Source organism: Pseudomaricurvus sp. (assembly GCF_965662505.1).
Classification (GTDB): Bacteria; Pseudomonadota; Gammaproteobacteria; order Pseudomonadales; family Cellvibrionaceae; genus Pseudomaricurvus.
In genome coordinates this window covers 1-5,416 of the sequence record NZ_CBFIHX010000179.1, presented here as the reverse complement: position 1 = coordinate 5,416, position 5,416 = coordinate 1, and the positions used below count along the sequence as shown (strand labels likewise).

Annotated in this window: 3 protein-coding genes; 2 read left to right on the top strand and 1 reads right to left on the bottom strand. The window is 53.5% G+C overall.

Translation table 11 applies throughout. The annotated features are described in order from the left end of the window. The coding region (apbC, locus tag ACTG33_RS16045; RefSeq protein ID WP_439136232.1) for an iron-sulfur cluster carrier protein ApbC at positions 1-991 on the bottom strand (991 nt) is incomplete at its 3' end. A 326-nt stretch (positions 992-1,317) separates the two neighbouring features. Between apbC and ACTG33_RS16040 the strand changes: the two genes are divergently transcribed. Both ACTG33_RS16040 and metG read left to right on the top strand, forming a co-directional pair. Continuing rightward, positions 1,318-3,633, top strand: a complete 2,316-nt coding sequence (locus ACTG33_RS16040; protein ID WP_439136231.1) for a TonB-dependent receptor domain-containing protein — start codon at positions 1,318-1,320, stop codon at positions 3,631-3,633. Between the two features lie 236 nt (positions 3,634-3,869). After that, positions 3,870-5,416, top strand: a 1,547-nt coding sequence (gene metG, locus ACTG33_RS16035) for a methionine--tRNA ligase (RefSeq protein ID WP_439136230.1), incomplete at its 3' end; no start/stop codon positions are given.

Below are 5,416 nucleotides of genomic sequence, written 5' to 3'. Positions count from 1 at the left end.
CCGCCACGGTGGGACAACCGCCATCGGCCTTCTGACGAATAGAAAGGTTCAACGGCAAGGCCCCCAGCAACTGCGTCTGGTAATCGCTGGCAATACGCTGACCGCCACCTTCACCGAAAATATGCTCTTCGTGACCACAGTTTGAACAGATGTGGGTAGCCATATTTTCGATCACCCCCAATACCGGCACGTGTACCTTGCGGAACATCTCGATACCTTTTTGAGCATCCAGCAGTGCAATATCCTGAGGTGTCGTCACCACCACCGACCCCGTCACAGGAACTTTTTGCGACAAGGTTAGCTGGATGTCACCAGTGCCCGGCGGCATGTCGATGATGAGGTAATCCAGCTCAGGCCAAAGAGTCTGTGCCAGTAACTGTTGCAAAGCACCACTGGCCATAGGGCCCCGCCAGACCATCGGGGTATCTTCCGTCACCAGATAGCCCATGGAGATGGAATAAATACCGTGCGCCTCGATAGGCACCAGCATTTGTCCCTGCGGCCCCTTCTCTAGTGCCGGACGCTTATTACCCACTCCCAGCATCGCAGGAATGCTCGGCCCGTAGATATCCGCATCCAGAATTCCCACCACAGCCCCTTCAGCCTTAAGCGCCAGCGCCAGGTTAATGGCCGTCGTGGATTTGCCCACACCACCTTTTCCAGACGCAACCGCCAGAATATTCTTCACTCGGGGAATGGCCGCGGCAGGATCCGCCACCGGCCCACGCTGCACTGCCCAGCCAATATCCACAGCTACATGCTCTACACCGGGCAGGTCTTTGATGGCATCCCAAATGGACTCACTCAAGGTCTGTAGCAAACCCTGCGCAGGAATTGCCAGCAGCACCACCAGCTCAACCTTACCGTCCACCACGGAAACGCTTTCCACTTGCCCGAGTTCCCCCACAGTGACTTGCAGATTGGGCAGCGGTAGCGCCAAAACGCGGGATTCAATTTGAGAAGGCAATATAGGGTTGGCAGCGTCAGACATGGAATTCCTCAATGGTCGCAAAAGGCTTTAAGTGGCAGCAATGGTTTTGATAGCTCAAACCAAGGGCTGCACATTACCAAAATATCCTCTGAAAATGGATCGATTTACTGAATTGGAGCAACAAATTGCTCCATACGGAAATATTTGGCTCAATTTTATAAAAACTGCCCATTCTTCCCAATTAATACTTTTATTGATAATCGTTATCATTATAATGCTCAACAACAATTACGAATCTAACTCATTAAAAGAAAAGTTTGGGGACAGGACCAGTGAAAAACATTCTTCCAATGTGCGCACGGAATACCTTATCAATCGCCATAGCAATGTCAGTAAGCTGCCATGCACTGGCAAACGAAGCGAACACAAACACCCATAAAATCACCAAGTTTGATGAAGAGATCGTTGTTTCGGCGACCGGTTTCGAACAGAAAATTCCCGACGCCCCGGCCAGTATTTCGGTCATTTCTCAGGATGATCTATTATCACGCCCCCACGCCAACCTGGTCGAGATTCTGAAGTATCAAGAGGGTATCGATATCGGTACCGCACGGGACAAAACCGGACAAGCTCAAGTCAGCATGCGTGGCCTTTCCGGCGATTACACCCTGCTTCTGATCGATGGCAAACGCCAAAACAACCACGGCGACATCTACCCCAACAACTTCGGCGGCAACGCCTTCGGTCATATGCCACCCCCCGAGTCCATTGAGCGCATCGAAGTCATTCGTGGTCCCGCATCTACTTTGTATGGCGCCGACGCCATGGGCGGCGTGGTCAACGTGATCACCAAAAAGACAGCCGACAGCTGGCATGGCGCCATCAATCTGGGCGGCACGGTTCAGGAGAACAGCGATTTCGGCGATAGCTATCAGGGCAATTTCTCTGTCAGTGGCCCACTGATTGAGAACGTACTGTCTCTGGGACTGCGCGGCAGCTACTACGAAAGCAATGCCTCATCTCCGCAGTTCGAACCTGCTGTTGATCCCAACGGCGACGTGCACATTCGCACCACCGGCTTTGGTGGCGGCGGCAGAACCGTTGATAGCTCTACAGAAGAATACGGCTTTACACTGACCTATATTCTCGATGAGCGTCAAAGCCTGCGCTTTGATTACGACACCTCCGAACAGGTTTACGACAATACACCGGTGGTGGATCCTGCCAGTGGCGAAATCAGCTACCCACTTGGCACCAAGGACAATATCGAAGCTCTGTGGGAGCGCAGTCGCTCGGGCTATGCCGCCGATCAGACCTTCACCCGCGACTGGTGGTCCATTACCCACGAAGGCGATTGGGAGTTCGGCTCCAGTTATGTCGCCCTGTCTTATGTCGATACCGCCAACGAAGGCCGCACACTGCCACTCACCGTCGACGAACGACTGGAGCTGCAGGAAATGCAAAACGGCAGCGGTGCCTACGCAGGCATGAGCGAAGCCGATCGCAAGGCCCTGGCCGCAGACACCTTCCTACCTCGCCCCGAGCGCACGCTGAAAAGCAGCCAGTACACGCTGGACGCCAACCTCAACATTCCTCTGGAAGCCTTCGGTAATCACGTATTGGTGATCGGCGGTCAGATCATTGATGGTGAACTTGAGGATGGTGTGTTTGGCACCGAGCAGGATCAACCCGGTGGCGTACAGGATCAGAAAATGTACTCCCTGTTTGTGGAAGACAGCTGGACTCCCACCGATCCACTGACCATTACCGCTGGTGTGCGTTACGACGAACACGATGTGTTTGGCAGTCAGGTTTCTCCCCGTCTGTACGGCGTTTACTCCCTGAGCGACAGCTGGACCCTGAAAGGTGGCGTCAGTACCGGTTATAAAACCCCGAAAACCACCGATCTGTACGACGGTATCACTGGCTTTGGCGGTCAGGGCACCATCCCATTCTACGGCAACCCGGATCTGGAACCGGAAACCAGCATCAACAGCGAAATCGCCCTCTACTGGAATTCGCTCAACGGCCACAACTTCAATGTCACTTACTTCAACACCAAGTTTGAAGACAAAATCAGCTCTCAGCCCTGTGATTCAGCCGCAGATTGCGGCATTGAAGGAGCATACGCCGATGCAGGTCTGTCCACCTACGGCTCAAGAAGCTCCAAGAAAGTTAATATCGATGAAGTTGACATCCAGGGTGTCGAACTGGCCGGGCGCTACCTGATCACGGACAACTGGACACTGCAGGCGAACTACACCTGGACCGACAGCGAGCAACAGAGCGGCGCCGAAGAAGGTCAGCCACTGACCAACACCGCCGAGCATATGGCCAACATCAGCATCGATTGGCAAGCGCTGGACAGCCTGTCTTTGTCACTGCAGGCGGAATTGCGCTCTGATCGCTACCGCGACTGGGACACCACTCAGGATAAAGCCCGCTACTTCAAAAACTACGAAATCCTGAATCTGGGTATTCGCTACGACATCACTGAGAACCTCAGCCTGTTCGGACGCGTTAACAACCTGCTGGATGAGGACTTCACCACCTACACCACCGAGTTTAACGACCTCAATGGCGATGGCGTCTACACCATGGCCACAGGGCGTGGCGCAGTAAGCGAAGTGGTCTTTACCGATGACTACAACGTCAAAGACGCCGGTCGCAATTACTGGCTGACGCTGCAAATGACCTTCTAAAACGCCAGTAGTTTTTGTACTGATTAGGACTTTGTACTGGCCGGCAGAACCTCTGCCGGCCTTCTCTTTTTCTCCCTCCCCTTCGTCTTTCCAAAACAACCTCCTGATTTCCAACCCTATTTCGCGCTGAACGCTGATTTACCCTGCGAAAAATGCTATAGTTCGCCGCCATTTTTCCGGGATATGGCCGTCACTGGTCGTTCCCCTCATTCACCCGAAGCGAGATAGCAACTGTTATGACTGAGCGTCGTAAAATTCTGGTTACCAGCGCACTGCCTTACGCCAACGGCTCCATCCATCTGGGGCACTTGGTGGAGTACATCCAAACCGACATCTGGGTGCGTTTTCAGAAGATGCGCGGTCACGACTGTACCTACGTCTGCGCGGACGACGCTCACGGCACAGCCATCATGCTTAAAGCCGAGCAGCTGGGTCTGACACCTGAGCAGCAGATTGCCAACGTCAAAGCGGAGCACGAAAAGGATTTTGCCGATTTTCAGGTGAATTTCGACAACTTCCACTCCACACACTCGGAGGAAAACCGCGAGCTTTCGTCGTATATCTACGAAAAGTTGAAAGCCAACGGTCATATTGCCAGCCGCAAGATCACTCAGGCTTTCGACCCGGAGAAAGAACTCTTCCTGGCGGATCGCTACATCAAGGGCACTTGTCCCAAGTGTAAAGTGGACGATCAATATGGTGATAACTGCGAAGCCTGCGGTGCCACCTACTCACCTACCGAGCTGATCAATCCAAAATCTGTCATTTCCGGTGCCACGCCGATTGAAAAAGAGTCCGAGCACTTTTTCTTCAAACTGCCTGAATTCCAGGACTTTTTGAAAGGGTGGACCCGCGCCGGTCACCTGCAGGATGAAGTGGCCAACAAGCTGTCTGAATGGCTCGATTCCGGCCTGCAAGAATGGGACATTTCCCGCGATGCCCCCTACTTCGGCTTTGAAATCCCCGGTGAAGCCAACAAGTTTTTCTACGTCTGGCTGGACGCGCCTATCGGCTACCTCGCCAGCTTTAAGAACTATCTGAGCAAGCAGGAAGGCGTCGACGTTGAAGCCACGTTTGATGAGTATTGGAAAGCGGACTCCGAATGTGAGGTCTACCACTTTATCGGTAAAGACATCGTCAACTTCCACGCCCTGTTCTGGCCAGCCATGCTCAGCTCCGCCCAATTCCGCACACCCACCAAGGTTTGCGTACATGGCTTTCTGACCGTAAACGGCAAGAAGATGTCCAAATCCCGCGGCACCTTTATTAATGCCCGCACCTATCTGGATCACCTCAACCCTGAATACCTGCGTTACTACTTCGCCGCCAAACTCAGCAGCGGTGTCGACGATCTCGACCTGAATCTGGACGACTTTATCCAGCGCGTAAACAGCGATCTGGTGGGTAAAGTGGTCAATATCGCCAGTCGTACCGCGAAATTTATCCAGAAAAGTGGCGGCACCCTGTCTACCACCGTCGCTGACGAAAGCCTGTGGCAGCGCTTTGAAGAAGCGGATCCGGTGATTGCCAACTTCTTTGAAAACCGCGAATTCGGCAAAGCGATGCGTGAAGTTATGGCGCTGGCCGATGCCGCCAACGAGTACATTGCCGCTCAGGCCCCCTGGTCTCTGGCCAAAGAAGAAGGTACCGAGCAACAGGTTCTGGATATCTGCACCCTGGGCGTGAATATGTTCCGCGCCCTGCTGACCTGGCTGAAGCCTGTGATCCCGACTCTGGCCGCTGGCGCTGAGGAATTCCTGGGTGAAACTCTAAGCTGGAATTC

What these genes read in the sequence shown, in the direction of transcription:
- ACTG33_RS16040 (WP_439136231.1), top strand. Translation starts at nt 1,318, where the DNA reads ATGTCAGTAAGCTGCCATGCACTGGCAAACGAAGCGAACACAAACACC.